This is a genomic window from Methanoculleus sp. DTU007 (assembly GCF_001512385.1).
GTDB lineage: Archaea > Halobacteriota > Methanomicrobia > Methanomicrobiales > Methanoculleaceae > Methanoculleus > Methanoculleus thermophilus.
Genome location: NZ_LFRO01000073.1, coordinates 1 through 13,583 on the forward strand (window position 1 = coordinate 1; position 13,583 = coordinate 13,583).

The 13,583-nt window shown below is 59.7% G+C and carries 18 protein-coding genes and 1 tRNA gene; 8 read left to right on the top strand and 11 right to left on the bottom strand.

Annotation, left to right across the window (positions count from 1 at the left end; translation table 11 throughout):
- Positions 1-254: 254 nt before the first annotated feature.
- Positions 255-434 carry a hypothetical protein gene (locus tag ACI94_RS07710; protein WP_066958443.1) on the top strand — a complete coding sequence of 60 codons (180 nt, stop codon included), beginning with the start codon at positions 255-257 and terminating at the stop codon, positions 432-434.
- A gap of 117 nt (positions 435-551) precedes the next feature.
- On the opposite strand, the gene ACI94_RS07715 is transcribed toward ACI94_RS07710, so the two are convergent.
- The 9 genes from ACI94_RS07715 to ACI94_RS07755 all read right to left on the bottom strand — a co-directional run bounded on the left by ACI94_RS07715 (position 552) and on the right by ACI94_RS07755 (position 8,066).
- Positions 552-1,490, bottom strand: a complete 939-nt coding sequence (locus ACI94_RS07715; RefSeq protein ID WP_150468735.1) for a cache domain-containing protein — start codon at positions 1,488-1,490, stop codon at positions 552-554.
- Between the two features lie 76 nt (positions 1,491-1,566).
- Positions 1,567-2,331 (bottom strand): hypothetical protein, encoded by a 765-nt coding sequence (locus tag ACI94_RS07720; RefSeq protein WP_066958440.1) that lies wholly within the window; start codon positions 2,329-2,331, stop codon positions 1,567-1,569.
- Positions 2,332-2,444: 113 nt separating this feature from the next.
- A complete protein-coding gene (locus ACI94_RS07725) occupies positions 2,445-2,753 on the bottom strand; it encodes a hypothetical protein (protein ID WP_066958438.1) in 309 nt (102 codons plus the stop codon).
- Between the two features lie 91 nt (positions 2,754-2,844).
- A complete protein-coding gene (locus ACI94_RS07730; protein WP_066958436.1) occupies positions 2,845-4,110 on the bottom strand; it encodes a hypothetical protein in 1,266 nt (421 codons plus the stop codon).
- A gap of 344 nt (positions 4,111-4,454) precedes the next feature.
- Positions 4,455-5,213 (bottom strand): hypothetical protein, encoded by a 759-nt coding sequence (locus tag ACI94_RS07735; protein ID WP_286681281.1) that lies wholly within the window; start codon positions 5,211-5,213, stop codon positions 4,455-4,457.
- A 133-nt stretch (positions 5,214-5,346) separates the two neighbouring features.
- Positions 5,347-5,931 (bottom strand): class I SAM-dependent methyltransferase, encoded by a 585-nt coding sequence (locus tag ACI94_RS07740; protein WP_066958432.1) that lies wholly within the window; start codon positions 5,929-5,931, stop codon positions 5,347-5,349.
- Between the two features lie 120 nt (positions 5,932-6,051).
- Positions 6,052-6,444, bottom strand: a complete 393-nt coding sequence (locus ACI94_RS07745) for a VOC family protein (protein ID WP_066958584.1) — start codon at positions 6,442-6,444, stop codon at positions 6,052-6,054.
- An 86-nt stretch (positions 6,445-6,530) separates the two neighbouring features.
- On the bottom strand, positions 6,531-7,385 hold the full coding sequence (nudC, locus tag ACI94_RS07750) for an NAD(+) diphosphatase (RefSeq protein ID WP_273258953.1): 855 nt from the start codon (positions 7,383-7,385) through the stop codon (positions 6,531-6,533).
- Positions 7,386-7,415: 30 nt separating this feature from the next.
- Positions 7,416-8,066 carry a B3/4 domain-containing protein gene (locus ACI94_RS07755; protein WP_066958429.1) on the bottom strand — a complete coding sequence of 217 codons (651 nt, stop codon included), beginning with the start codon at positions 8,064-8,066 and terminating at the stop codon, positions 7,416-7,418.
- A gap of 168 nt (positions 8,067-8,234) precedes the next feature.
- Here ACI94_RS07755 and ACI94_RS07760 point away from each other — a divergent pair, with 168 nt between their 5' ends.
- The 5 genes from ACI94_RS07760 to ACI94_RS07780 all read left to right on the top strand — a co-directional run bounded on the left by ACI94_RS07760 (position 8,235) and on the right by ACI94_RS07780 (position 9,756).
- The gene (locus ACI94_RS07760) at positions 8,235-8,408 is read left to right on the top strand and encodes a TFIIB-type zinc ribbon-containing protein (protein ID WP_150468736.1); all 174 of its coding nucleotides are present in this window, start codon (positions 8,235-8,237) and stop codon (positions 8,406-8,408) included.
- A gap of 230 nt (positions 8,409-8,638) precedes the next feature.
- Complete coding sequence (locus ACI94_RS07765; protein WP_066958427.1) at positions 8,639-8,848, top strand: hypothetical protein; 210 nt, start codon at positions 8,639-8,641, stop codon at positions 8,846-8,848.
- Positions 8,845-9,234, top strand: coding sequence for a type II toxin-antitoxin system VapC family toxin (locus ACI94_RS07770; protein ID WP_273258950.1), 390 nt, complete (start codon positions 8,845-8,847; stop codon positions 9,232-9,234). The genes ACI94_RS07765 and ACI94_RS07770 overlap by 4 nt, the downstream gene beginning before the upstream one ends.
- 71 nt (positions 9,235-9,305) lie before the next feature.
- Positions 9,306-9,539 carry a type II toxin-antitoxin system HicB family antitoxin gene (locus ACI94_RS07775; protein WP_066958425.1) on the top strand — a complete coding sequence of 78 codons (234 nt, stop codon included), beginning with the start codon at positions 9,306-9,308 and terminating at the stop codon, positions 9,537-9,539.
- Positions 9,532-9,756, top strand: a complete 225-nt coding sequence (locus tag ACI94_RS07780; RefSeq protein WP_066958423.1) for a type II toxin-antitoxin system HicA family toxin — start codon at positions 9,532-9,534, stop codon at positions 9,754-9,756. Before ACI94_RS07775 ends, ACI94_RS07780 begins: the two co-directional genes overlap by 8 nt.
- 413 nt (positions 9,757-10,169) lie before the next feature.
- Here the strand turns inward: ACI94_RS07780 and ACI94_RS07785 are convergent.
- A tRNA-Ala gene (locus tag ACI94_RS07785) sits at positions 10,170-10,241 on the bottom strand.
- A gap of 61 nt (positions 10,242-10,302) precedes the next feature.
- On the bottom strand, positions 10,303-11,427 hold the full coding sequence (locus ACI94_RS07790; RefSeq protein WP_273258947.1) for a nicotinate phosphoribosyltransferase: 1,125 nt from the start codon (positions 11,425-11,427) through the stop codon (positions 10,303-10,305).
- Between the two features lie 161 nt (positions 11,428-11,588).
- Between ACI94_RS07790 and ACI94_RS07795 the strand changes: the two genes are divergently transcribed.
- A complete protein-coding gene (locus tag ACI94_RS07795; RefSeq protein WP_066955474.1) occupies positions 11,589-12,260 on the top strand; it encodes an MTAP family purine nucleoside phosphorylase in 672 nt (223 codons plus the stop codon).
- The gene (locus ACI94_RS07800) at positions 12,257-13,573 is read left to right on the top strand and encodes an amidohydrolase family protein (RefSeq protein WP_066955477.1); all 1,317 of its coding nucleotides are present in this window, start codon (positions 12,257-12,259) and stop codon (positions 13,571-13,573) included. The genes ACI94_RS07795 and ACI94_RS07800 overlap by 4 nt, the downstream gene beginning before the upstream one ends.
- Positions 13,574-13,583 lie beyond the last annotated feature (10 nt).

Below are 13,583 nucleotides of genomic sequence, written 5' to 3' on the forward strand. Positions count from 1 at the left end.
TCGGCGTCGATGACCCGGATGACGCCGGGAAGGTCCGCAACGAAGAGTCGCCCGGTCCCGTCTGCGGGGGATGCAAGCGCAACGGGCATGGTGAACCCCTCTGCGACGAGTTCGAGGCTCACCCGGTCCGGGGCTGCTTGTTCCGGCATAGCGCTCTCGCTCCCGGTTAGGATGGATCAGGTGGAAGTACTTAAAAGTACCCGGCGGGGTGTGACTACGAAGCATATTGTGATACTGGCTGCACTGTGACCCCCATGCCGTCGCTGCATATCTCAAGGGCCGCCTCGAACGGTGCGGCTCCCTTGGACTTCACCCTCTATGTGCCCGCGGGGTTCGGGAGTCTCGCGGGTGCGAAGATCCCCAACGTAGAAGAGACGGACGATCCAGGCAGGATCTTCACCGCCCATTTTGCCGGCGGCCAAGAGGTCTGGTGAGGAGGGGAGGCGGGCAACCCCGCCGAACTCCCGTCAGTGCACCCGAGATCGCCCATAGACCGGGACCTTCATAGCATTCGGGAGGAGGGGCTGGCGCCCCCGCTTCCCGATCAGCGCTTATGGCCGGTGAACGAACCCCATATCGACGCCGACGATCCCGACGCTGGAGCCGCTCGCGTTCATGATCGGGGCATACGCGTAGATGATGGAGTAGATCTCGGCGGTGGGTCCCTCATAGCCGGCGAGGAGTCCGGCGTCGAGATCCGTCAGGGCGTAGCCGTTGCCTATCGCAACTCCGTCTTCGCTGCCGTAGTCTGCGTCCACGACATACTCGACGGTATCATCGACCTTACGCATCGTGTAGATGTAGCTGATCTCGGGGTTCGCGGTCCGGAAGGCTTCGAGCTGGTCGCGAATGGTGATGAATGCCGTGGTATTCTCATCGCCGGGCTTGAGTGCGGCGAAGGCGTCTCCGTCGATCTGCCCTGCAATCTCCGCTGCAAGGGCTTCGATCCGCTCCTGCTCGATCGGGCCATCCGGTTCGAGGCAGACTACGCCAACGGCGACGCCGCTTGCATCCCTCACCGGAGCATACCCGTAGACCCTGGAGTAGACCTCAGTGTAGGGCTCCGTAAATCCGGCAAGGAAAGGCTCGTCCGGTTCCGCAACGTAGTATCCGTCGCCGATTGCGTATCCGTCGCTGCTGCCGTAGTCCGCATCAACGACCTGCTCGATGGCGTCCCCCACCCTGCGCATCGTCGAGATGTAGACGATCTCGGGATTTGCGGACCGGAAAGCATTGAGCCGGTCATGGATGGCGATATATGCCGTGGTATTCTCGTCGCCGGGCCTGAGCGCGGCGAAGGCGTCTCCGTCGATCTGCCCCGCAATCTCCGCCACGAGAGCCCTCATCTCATCCTGCGTGGGCACCTTCTTCACCGGCACGCTCTCGGCGGGAGCCGGCCCGGTCGCGCCGGGCCCAAATGCAAGCATAATCCCTGCTGCAACAATAATCAGCGCAATAACTGCGGCTATCAGAACTTTCTGGCCTGTCATCCGATATGCCTTCACGGATCTATTGCAGAAGCAGGAACTTAAAGACTCGCAAATTTACAGCGGCTGATTACGATTTTCACGAAAATTTTCGCGGATAACTCTCTTCAGCCGCTCCCGGAAGCGCCGGGCACCCGGTGACGCAGAGGCTGCACCGGATCGTCGCCGTCCTGGCAACGAGCGGCGCAAGCGGGGCAAGAACTCCGAGAAGGAGCCGCCGCCGGAGCAGCCACTTCACGGCCGGGACGACCGGGGGCGGAACCCATGCACGCACCGTCCGACACCGGAACGCATCGACACCCTCCGGCCCCAGCGCTCCCTCCGGGCATGCCCGGATGCAGGCCCTGCACCCGGTGCAGAGCGGCGCACCGTTGCCGCCCGCCCCATCCTTTCTCCCGAATTCCGGGGCACCCGGGCCGGTCACGACGCCGGAGAGCAGCAGCCGCGGGCCGAAGCGCCGGTTGAGGAGGAGAGTGCTCGTGCCGATCTCCCCGAGCCCCGCGGCCGCGGCGACCTGTTTCAAGCGGACGACGCCCTGCACCCTCCCGTCGACGACCCGCACGGGCAGGTAGAGCGGGACGGGGCGGGCAGCGATACCCTCCGCACCCAGGAGGCCGGCGAGCCGCAGGGCGGTGTCGTCCAGGCTCCCGGCGATCCGGAGCATCTCCCGAGTCTCCTCGTTCGGCGGCATCCGGTATACCGCAGCGGGGACCTCTCTTCCAAAAACGATCACGGATCGGGCGGCCGGGAGGAACCGCAGCACCGATTCTCTATCCGCATCGGGGAGTTCCTCGATCCCGACCCGGGCGAAGACGTCGACGCCCTCATCCAGAAAGAACTTCACACAATCCATCCTGGCACTTCCCGGAGTTGTATGCGCATGAATGCCGCATCGGGATGGTGGTGGAGGATTCTCCCCGGGCAACCCGCCCCGATGACCGGCTGGAGGGCGCCGGCTTATCCCGGCCCTCTCTCGCTCTCCATCATCTTCGCCATCATCTCCTTCGCCCGGCCGATGAGGTACTCGAGTTCCGCAAGTTCCCCGGCGCTCCCGCAGGCTCCCCTGCTGCACGCCTCGTCGTGCAGCCTCCAGCACTCCTGCTCGATGCGGTTGAGGTCGTCCATCGTGTAGGTGTGGTACCGGGCAAGGACATCGGCGTACTCGCGGGTGAATGCGGCGATCTCTTTGAGGAGAGCCATGCGGTCCGCCTTCGGCGCGGATGGTCCTGCAGCACACTGGCCCGTCCTTGAGACTGTATCTTTCATAATACGCTCTTGCCGCATGGAGAGTTATCTTTTCCGGAAAAAAGATCCCCGGAGGGGATGATACATTCCTCCGACCGGGAATGGAGAGTGATCAGTGGAGAATTCCCAGATCGACACCAACGAGTCCGACGATGGTACCGTCTGAGCTCTTGACCGGAGCATATCCGGAGATGACGGTGGCGGTCCTGTTACCCCAATCGTCGAGGTAAAACCCGGGTTCTACGGATGGTTCCGTAAATCCAGCAAGGAGCGCGACGTCACTCTCGTTCGGCACGTAAACGTCGCCGATCTTGGCAGATTCCGCGCGACCGTAGTCTGCATCCACGACGTACTCGGCTACGTCCCCTGCTTTACGCATGGTATAAACATAGATGACCCCGAGGTTTTCCTTCCGGAAGGCCTCGAGCCGATCGCTGATGGCGATGTACTCCGGAGTGCCCTCATCGCCGGGTTTGAGCGCCGCCATGGCATCGCCGTCGATCTCACCTGCAATCTCCACCGCGAGCGCTTTCACCCTCTCCTGCGTGATCGGGATTCTTGCTTCGAGAATCACTGCCCCGACACCGGCGCCACTCGCGTTCTTGATTGGAGCATAGCCATAGACATAAGCGTAAATCTCAGCCGAGGGCTCCTCAAATCCGGCAAGGAGGGCAGTGTCCAGAGCCGTTGGGGTGTATATGTCGCCTATTGCCCATCCATCACCGGTGCCGTAGTCTGCATCCACGACGTACTCGGTGATGTCCCCTGCATTGCGCATGGTGTAGATTCCACTGATCTCAGGGTTTTCCTCCCGGAAGGCCACGAGCTGATCGCGGATGGCAGTGTACTCCGGGGTGTCCTCGTCGCCGGGTTTGAGTGCGGCGTGAGCGTCGCCGTCAATCGCACTTGCGATCTCCGCCGCGAGAGCCTCCAGGTCGCTCTGTGCAATCGGGACTCCGGGTACCAGGCAGACAAGCCCAACGCTGGCGCCACTTGCGTCCTTGATTGGTGCGTAGCCATAGACGGTAACGTCAATTTCGGCCGCAGGCTCCTCAAACCCGGCAAGGAACACGGTGTCTTCTTCCGTGGGAGAGTAGATCTCGCCTATTGCGCATGCATCTGCATCACCAGTGCCGTAGTCTGCATCCACGACGAACTCTGTGACATTCTCGGTCTTGCGCATGGTATAGACGTAGGTGACCCACGGGTTTGCCTCGCGGAAGGCCACGAGCTGGTCGTGGATGGCAGCGTACTCCGGGGTGGTCTCATCCCCTGGCTTGAGCGCCGCCATAGTGTCGCCGTCGATCGCACTCGCGATCTCCACGGCAAGAGCCTTCATATCATCCAGCGTGGGCGTCTTTGTTGCTGGTTCGGTCACTGCGGGGGGCGTAACTACTTTCCCGGGCACCTTCTCTGCCTCATTAGTTCCAACACATGCAGCAACGGTGACTAGGGCAATAATTAGGGCAACTATACTGATCAATGGGATTCTTTTACGTGCCATACTGCACACTCCTGCTTTCAGATTTTTGCAGAAAAAGTAACTTAAAGATTTGTAAATGTTTATCGGTCGTAGACGGCTGTACGGCAACTTTGGCTGTCTTAGATGAGACTTCTGGAGTGGTGCGAGGATACTGGAGGCGCCTCGAAATATCCACTTAAGAAAAGGAGTTGGTTAAGAAATGGAGATGGAATCCATACACCTGCAGGGCCGTCTCTCCATTACCTGTTCTTCCGGTACAGGCATACCAGCGCACAAGCCAGCCCGGCAAGTGCGGCCAGCGCGCTGAATCCGGGCAATGCAAGGGCCGGGACCTCGCTTTTAGCATAGATCTCAGTCGTGAAGACGTCCGTACCGGTCAGGTGCCACTCCGCCTTATTCCCGTTCACCGTGTTTGCGTTGGTATCAACGATCTTCCCGGGCATCTCAAGGTAGTAGTGCAGGCTGACACCGCTTAACAACGCATCGCCGAGGTCGTCTGCTTCATTGCCGAGCCAATCTGAATCATCAACGAACTCATCCGACTCATTGCCGAGCCAGTCAGAATCATCAACAAACTCATCTGATTCATCGACGAGTTCTTCCGAATCATCGGTAGACTCATTTGATACGAACCTGGCATCCCGGTAAATCATATACCCGTCGACCTTTTGCACCGTCCAGTTTCCTGGATCGAGCAACTGTGTGGGTCGCAGGCTATCCATGCGGATCGTAACCGTATCGCCATCCCAGACCTCGCTGTATTCGATAGTCCCAGGTTCGGTCTGCGATAGGAGTGATTCCCGTAACGTAGCATATCCCTGCTCTTTTGCGCTCTCCTTCAGTGCATCATACACGAACTGGTTCGTTGTAAGATTGAACGAGTACGAGCTCACCGTGGCGTCTACATCGACCTTAGAATGGACTTCAACCGTGAGACAGCCACAGAAGAGCACCGTAAGCGCAATTGCGAGGCAGATAATAGAGTGCCATGCCCTCATAGGCATTTATGTGTTATAAATTGATTTATGGCTTTGTATTATGTTTTCCTGAAATTTGAGGGGCCTGGAGGCGGGAGTGAGACCGGCCGGAGGTCTGGTGGCTCCTGGGCAACAGGGACGTTTACCGGCAGCCCTACACTCTCCTCGTTATCGACGCAAACCAGGCATGGTGCCCTTCGGCCTGGATGGCGTTCTCGAAGACCGCCGGCCTGATGTAGTCGATGGACCAGCCCTCCCGGAAGGTCTCCCGGATCTCCTCCTGCGCAATCCTCCTTGGCAGGGGGTACTCGCCGGGGTTCTGCTCGCTGAAGCAGAGCATGAAGTACTTCCCGCCGGGCGCAAGAGCGGCCGCAAGGCTCTCTGCAAAGCGGGACCGGTCCTCGTCGGAGAGGACATGGAAGAATCCGGAGTCGATGACGGAATCAAACGTCCGCCCAAGCCCGGCAAGGTCGAACGCGTTCCAGACCCGGAACTGCGCCCCAATCCCCCTCTGGGCGGCCTTCTCCTCGGCCTTCTGGATCGCGAGAGCGGCGGTGTCTATCCCGAGGACGTCGTGGCCTTGCTCTGCAAAGAAGAGGGCGTTCTCCCCCGTCCCGCACCCGACATCCAGGACGGAGCCCGTAACCTCCCCTGCCGCCGCGAGGTCGATGAATGCCTGCTGGGGCCGGCCGATGTCCCAGGGCGGCGTGCCTTGGTAGACTGTATCAAAGATATCCATATCTCCTGTACTGGATTTTGAATGATTTGACTTAAATATTGTAATCGGTAGACGGTATTCACCCCTCCACTGAAGTGAAGGGCCTTCTGCCTGATTTTTTCATAAATCGGGTGAATTAGTTCATTTTTGCATTGTCTGAATCTGGATGAGGTTGCCGCAGGTGTCTTCGAAGACTGCTATTGTCACCTGACCGATGACCTTTGTCGGCTCCATCGTGAACTTCACGCCCAGGCTTTTGAGCCTCTCATACTCCGCATGGGTGTCTTCGACACCAAAGGACGCGGCGGGGATGCCCTGTTCGAATATTCCTCTCTGGTATGCCTGTGCCACTGGATTCTCGTTCGGCTCAAGCAGAAGCTCAGTGCCACCTGGATCCTCGGGAGAGACGACGGTAAGCCATCTGTATTCTCCGGCAGAAAGATCGCTCTTCTTTACAAAGCCCAATTTTTCAGTGTAGAATTTCAGAGCCTTCTCCTGGTCGTCCACAAATATACTGGTTAGTATGATCTTCATAGCCATCACATATCCAGGGAGCCATATGTCTGTTTCGGCAGCTGGTTGTCCCTGAACGCCAGGCTCAAACCATCTCTTTTAGTTTATTACGGTTCCTGGCCCCTGGAGACCGACCCCGCCCAGTCATCGATGAGCGCCCGGGTTATGCTGAGTCTTGGAGGCAGGTCCGGGAGGTGGTCCCGGTCGAACCATGCGGCACTCTCGATCTCGACGCCGTCCGGGGTGACTTCTCCGCTCTCGTAATCGGCAACGAACGCGAGCATGAGTGAGTCGGGGAACGGCCACGGTTCACTTGCAAGGTACCGGAGATTCTTGATCGAGATTCCCGTCTCCTCACGGACCTCGCGGTGTACGGCATCTTCGATCGTCTCGCCGGGCTCGACAAATCCGGCGACGAGGCTGTACCTGCCGGGCGGCGCCCTCACCCCCCGGACCATGAGGATGGAGTCGTTCTTCCTCACGAGTACTATAATCGCCGGGGAGAGTCGGGGATAGATAGCCCGGTGGCAGGACGGACAGACTTTGGCACGCTCGATGCGTGCGGGCTTCGTCGGCGTACCGCACCTCCCGCAGAATCGGGTGTTTCGGTCGTAATCGATTATCTGGACTGCAAGCCCGGCAACGGCAAGCTCCTCGTCCGGGATGAGGCCGGCAAGTTCGCGTACGCCGAAGTATGCCAGTCCTTCGGGCAGGGGCTGGTCGCCGGGAACCTCGACGGCGTAGCAGGGTGTGCTTCCCCGGTGGCCGAGGTACTGGGCGCTCTTTTGCAGACATTCTGGAAGGTCCGGGGGTTGCGCATTGTAGATGGTTGGTGTGCTGCCTCTTCTGACGCAGACCCCCTCGCCGCGGACAAAGACCAGGGATGCATCTACCGGGAGTCGTTCCGGCTCAGGGTAGTGCTTATGCAGGGAACGAGCTGCAAACCTTGCTTTATGATCCATGATTCTCCCGTGATTCTGGCATCCATCGCATCACAGGATGCCTGGAGCGTATCTCTGCAGATATTCGGCAGCCAGTTCGTACGCCGCCTGCACCTTCCCGCTCTCGACCCCCGGCACGCCGCAGGCCACAATATGCACGACCTTCGTAGCGAGGGTGATCTTTGTTGCATCCGAGTCGCGGTAGGGATAGACGGCGACGATCGCGTTCCCGTCTTCCAGAACGACCTGGTTCTTATGAAGAAGAACGGGCGCCGCCATCCCGATCCCGAGGAACTCTTCACCCTCCTCTGCAAACCGCATAGCGAGGTCTCCGGCAAGAGTATCGGCGTCAAACGCGGCGATGGGTATGCCCGTGCGAATCGAGGCCAGATTGTAGGCACCCACCGCGGTGTTGATCGTTGGGAGCATCTTCCCGGCCAGGATCCTCCGGACCAGGGCCTCCGAGGCAGGCCGGGTCTTTGTCGGGTCGACACCCACCCTCCAGAAGAAGTCTCTGTAGGCTCTAAAGATCGGTTCGTCTTTTACCCGCTCAAGCGTGAACTGCTCTCTTACCGAGCGGATGACTTCGTCCCTCAGAGCTTCCAGACTCGGGATCTTCTCCTGAATCGAGAGCGGTCCAACATTGCCTTCTGCGACAGAGAGGCCGGGGAAGGTCTCGAGAATCTCCTTGTGAATCTTCATGGCCAATTCTTCTTACACCTGTATCTGGGTCTGCGGGATACTTATAGTTGTACACATTGCCCCATGCCATGATCGTCCGGGTGCTGTGCCGGATGCCGGCCAATATGATTGGCGTCGAATGGAGGTGATACAAAACTCTCAAAATCCCGGACGACCAGGGAGATCCGTATGAGCGGGATAGCCAGGAGAGTTATCCGCTGCCCGGTATGTCGGAGCACCGAGATCTACTGGGAAGCCCGCGGCCTGTATGCGACGCTGTATCACTGCAAGCAGTGCGGGTACCAGGGGGCGTTTGTCCTGGAGTGTGAGGAGGGGGAACAGGATGGAGCAGGTGAGGATTGAGTCTGCGATCTCTTTCCATATCTGGAAGTTATCTCGTTCTTGTTCACGGATGAGATAGAGTGCTGTGAATATCCAAGAGATATGGGGTCTGCAGGCATTTGACGCTGAAAATCCGGGTCCCCTCAAAGGCCTTGCGGCTGCTCAGTGGTAGCCCCTCAATGAAATGGTTCGGAAAAGGCAACTATAATCCGTCTGAAGCACCCATATACGCATATCTTGGAGTGTGCGGCATGGGAGTGCATTACATCTGTGATGCAGAAGGCAGAAAGACCGATGTTATCGTGCCCATTGACCTCTGGGAGAGCCTGACCGCCGGAAAACCTGCTGACGGACCTGTCGGGGTTGCCGAGCCAGCGAGATACCGGGGCATGTACCGGGACCTGGATCTCGACCTGGAGGCCGAGGCCAAGATCCTGCGGGATGAGTGGGACCGGGTATGAAACGGTACCTGCTCGATACGAATATTCTCATCTATTACCTAGCAGATGCCATTCCGCCAGAGCGGGTGGGCGAGATAGAAGATATGCTCACCTCTTCGTTTCGGGTCTCGATCGTCACGAAGATCGAGTTTCTCGGCTGGAAGAAGCATACTCCGAAAGGGTATGCACTGGCTCAGGACTTCATCCGCTCTGCCAAAGTGTATCCCCTGACTGATATGATTGCCGACCGTGCCATCCACCTGCGCCGAACGTGTGGAATGAAACTCCCCGATGCGGTCATCGCAGCCACTGCTCTCACCCACGACTGTGCGCTTGTCACCCGAAACGAGAGTGATTTTTCTGGGATCTGCGCACTTGAGGTCGTAAATCCATTCCGCGACGAGTAAGTAGGGCGAGGCAGCGTCCGCATGGACCCTCTTACATCGTTGGGTTATGGCTGCAAGCAGGGTGCGATACGATGAGACTAGTCAGTTACTGTATCTTCCTCAGGAAAGAGCCAGAAGGCGAGTACACCGTCACCGTACCGACCCTTCCTGGCTGCGTCACCTATGGGGAGACCATTGACGAGGCGATAGAGATGGCACGGGAGGCTATCGAACTCTACATTGAGCATCTCCAGGAGAAGGGCGAGGAGATACCTACAGAAGAAGGACTCCTGGAATACACCCTCACCGTCGAAGCCCATGCCTGAACTTCCGGCACTCACGGCCCAGAAGGTCATCAAGATTCTTGAGAAGAAAGGGTTTGTTCTGGACCGGGTGAAGGGAAGCCATCACATTTTCTACCATTCGGAGACAAAACGCCGGGTCACCGTCCCGGTGCATGGCCGGGACCTTCCGATCGGCACGCTTCTTGAGATCCCCAAGCAAGCCGGGGTTGAGCGGGAAGAGATTGAGGATCTTTTGTAAAACATTATCCAGTTATACGGGATAGGTTCAGCGTGGCCTGCCGAGGTGTCCCCCAGTATTGAACTCAGTCTCTTCATACTCCTGACATTGGCAGCAGATTGCAGCATGTTTGCAGCAGTTGCTGCCAACGCTCAACCCCGCAGACACCCCCTCCTGGATGAGTGTATGACAAACCTGTTACATAACAAATCTGTTATTCATCAGATAGGTCTGCTTCCAGGGGAGCAGAAGGATCGGCACTATCTCAATTCCAGTCTATGCGTAGCGGCGCTTGGGCAGGAGGAACGACAACAGACTACAGTATCTTCGCTTCCGGAAAGAGATCCTTGAGCAGGAGAGGTGCTGGTTTATCTGGTAGAAACGATAGGTGATACGGTGGATCTTACAGAAAAAATATGCTTAAAAGAACAAGATGGACCGAGCGGGATTTGAACCCGCGGCCTCTACCATGCCAAGGTAGCGATCTCCCCCTGATCTATCGGCCCCTGTTACCCTACTATGTTGATCGTCATCAGATAAAAAGGATTCCGGCCCCTCACCTCCATATCACGCGTCCGCGAGGCCTGATAGCCGGGAGAGCACCCGCTCCCGCGCATCATCCATCTCCGGGCGCGCGACGACGGTGCCGTTCCTGATGAAGGGGACGAGGAGCGGCACTGTGTCCTCCGGCGCCGGGGCGGCGAGGGGCAGCGTGACCCGCCGGCCGTCCGGCATCTCGTAGACCTGCTTTACGCCGCTTCGTTTCCCGCGCTTTGCGATGGGCTTCCCCTCGACCTCGACGATGTCCATTGCAAAGTCGATCACCGGCGCGTTCGCGATCGCCCCCCCGACCCCGAAGGCATCCACGATATCGCGGTAGGCTGCGACGTCGGCGCGGGTGAGCCCCCCGGAGAGGAAGATCTTGACGTCCGGATAGCCGTGGATATCGAGCTCCCAGCGCACCTCCTCGATGATCGCCCGCATGTTCCCCCGCCGCGACCGCGGGGTGTCCAGCCGGACCGCCTTCGCCCCGCACGCCGCCGCCCTCACCGCCTCCATCTTTTCGTCGGCGAACGTATCGGCGAGCATGATCCGCGGCACCTCCGGCCCCGCTCCCCGGGCAAACGCAGACCAGGTCTCCTCCGTCCCCGGGTAGCACATCACGAAGGCATGCGGCATCGTCCCCGCGAGCGGGATCCCCTCAGGCGCACAGGTATTGCTCACCCCGTCCACCCCGCCGATCCAGGCCGCCCGCTCGACCATCGCGGCAATCGCCGGGTGCTGGCGGCGCGAACCAAAGGAGTAGACCGGGCGATCCTGAGCTGCGAGCCGGATATGGGCCGCCGCCGACGCCACGCCCGAAGCATGGCAGAGGAACCCGAGGATGGCGGTCTCATAGACCGCGAAGTCCCGGTAGCGCCCGGAGATTCGGAGGACGGGCTCGTTTTGGTGAATGATCGAGCCTTCCGGCATCGCCTCCACGTTCACAGGAACACCCTCAAGGAGTTCGACGACATCGGCTAGGCCGCAGAAGACTCCCCAGGGATCCGGGAGGACCGCGGCGGTCACCTCCATCGTGACCTCCGGGTTGACGCCGTCCTTCTCCATGACCTCCACGACCCGCTGGAAGTAGACGTCCGTGCACTGCCCGGCCCGAATGGCGTCTTCGCCGACTATGAGAATCCTGCCCATGAATCCAGGTTGTCGCCGAAGATGTAAACCCTTCTGGACCGCGTCTCTCCTGCACCGAAAAGATGGGCTTTTTCCCATAAGACGTCGACCCGATAGACAGGAATGACGCACGGAGAAGTGTATGCCGCTATGCCGGCTAAAAGAGCCGCGGGGTGGGCCTAGTGCTCGGGATCATCGGGGGCACGAGCCTCCTCTTCGCCGACCTGCCGCCCCTCGAGAAGACGACCGTCGCCACACCCTATGGAAAGGCGGAAGTGTATACAGGAGCCTTTGCCCTCCTCCTGCGCCACCAGTACAGTCTCCCCCCGCACCGCATCAACTACCGCGCGTGTCTTTCGGCACTCGCCATCCTCGGGGTGGACCGGATCGTCGCCATCGGCTCGACCGGCTCCTTAAAGCCCGAGATCCCGCCGGGCTCGATCGTCATCCCGACCGACTACTTAAGCCTCACCGACATCCCGTCCATCTATGAGTGCAGCATCGAGCACGTCCGCCCCGAACTCGACGCGGACCTCATCCGCACCCTCGGCGAACTCGTCCCCGAAGCCCGTGTAGGGGGCGTCTACGCCCAGACCCGGGGACCCCGGATCGAGACCGTCGCCGAGGTCAAGGGGCTTTCAAAGGTTGCCGATATCGTCGGGATGACGGTTGCAAGCGAAGCGACGCTCGCCCTGGAACTAGGAATGCGATTTGCCGCCCTCTGCACCGTGGACAACTATGCAAACGGTCTCGGGAGCGAGACCCTGACCTACGAACACATCCTCGCGACCTCTCGGGCGAATGCCAAAAGGACAGGGGATATCCTTGAAAAAATTGTGGAACGACTTGCATGACAGACTTAGATGACATCTTTACTGCCCGGGGCTCGGTCCTGATCGCCGGGGCCTCCATCAACGGATCGACTGCAGACATCGCGATCGACGAGACCGGAACGATCGCCGCGATCGGGGAGGACGCCCGGCGGGCGATCGACGCCGATATCGTCATCGACGGCTCCGACCGGCTTGCCGTCCCAGGCCTTGTCAACACCCACACCCACGCCGCAATGACCCTGCTGCGGGGGTATGCAGACGATATGCTGCTGCAGGAGTGGCTCTCGCAGAAGATCTGGCCGCTTGAGGCACACCTTACAGGCGACGACGTCTACGCCGGGACAAAACTCGCGTGTCTGGAGATGATCAAGAGCGGTACCGTCGCGTTCAACGACATGTACTTCTTTATGGATCGGGCTGCAGCGGCGGTTGACGATATGGGGATGCGGGCGACGCTCGCCTACGGGTTCATCGACCTTGGGATGGAAGAGAAGCGCGAGGCCGAGATCAAGGCGACCGAAGCCCTCGTTGATCACATAAGATCGCTCAATAACCCGCGGATCCAGGCGGCCGTCGGTCCCCACTCCGTCTACACCGTCTCCCCCGAGGGTCTCTCCTGGTGTGCGGAGTACGCAAAGGAGCAGGGGATCGGGATCCACGTTCACCTCTCCGAGACCGAGAAGGAGGTCACCGACTGCGTCGCGCAGTTCGGCAAACGTCCCACGTACCTTCTCGACGAGTACGGCTGCCTCACCCCCCGGACCGTCGCCGCGCACTGCTGCTGGCTCGACGAGGCCGAGTGCCGGCTCCTTGGAGAGCGCGGGGTCTCCGCCTCCCACAACCCGGCAAGCAACATGAAGCTCGCCGTCAACCGGGCGATGCCCTACCACTGGCTGAAGCAGTATGGGGCAAACGTCGCCCTCGGGACCGACGGCTGCTCCTCGAACAACAACCTCGATATCTTTGAGGAGATGAAGTTTGCCGCGCTGCTCCAGAAGTTTGCCTGGAATTCACCGACCCTGCTTCCCGCCGGCGAGGCTGTCATGATGGCGACCGCGGCGGGCGCCCGGGCGCTCGGTATTGGCCCGGGGACGCTGACCGTGGGCGCACCGGCCGATATCGTCCTCCTCGATGCCCGGGCGGTCTGCAACACCCCGCTCTACAACCCCGACTCTAACATCGTCTACGCCTGCAACGGCGGTGCGGTCATGACCGTCCTCTGCGGAGGCAGGGTCCTGATGCACGAACGGACGGTGCCGGGCGAAGAAGAGATCATCCAAGAGGCTGCTGCGGCAGCCCGGTCGCTCATCGAGCGGGCAAAAAATTCGGCCTGATCAGGTCTGG